Origin of the sequence: Massilia genomosp. 1 (assembly GCF_011682185.1) — a bacterium.
GTDB classification, from domain to species: domain Bacteria; phylum Pseudomonadota; class Gammaproteobacteria; order Burkholderiales; family Burkholderiaceae_D; genus Telluria_A; species Telluria_A rubra.
Window position 1 is genome coordinate 1 of the sequence record NZ_WHJF01000548.1, and the last position, 283, is coordinate 283.

Annotated in this window: 1 pseudogene; it reads left to right on the forward strand. The window is 55.8% G+C overall.

What is annotated here, in order from left to right:
• Positions 1–283 (forward strand): annotated as a pseudogene (locus F1735_RS34850) (PrkA family serine protein kinase); the annotation flags it as partial.

The following is a 283-nucleotide window of genomic DNA, read 5'->3' on the forward strand; positions in this document are numbered from 1 at the left end:
AGCTGGAAAAGATCGAGAAGCCGGCCGGGATCAGCAATCCCAAGGATTTCCGCAACGAGATCGTCAACTTCGGCTTGCGTGCGCGGGCCACCAACGGCGGCAAGAATCCGGCCTGGACCAGCTATGAAAAGTTCCGCACCGTGATCGAGAAAAAGATGTTCTCGAATACCGAGGAACTGTTACCGGTCATTTCGTTCAATGCCAAGGCCAGTGCCGAGGACGCGAACAAGCACGCCGATTTCGTGGCGCGCATGGTGGAAAAAGGATATACCGCCAAGCAGGT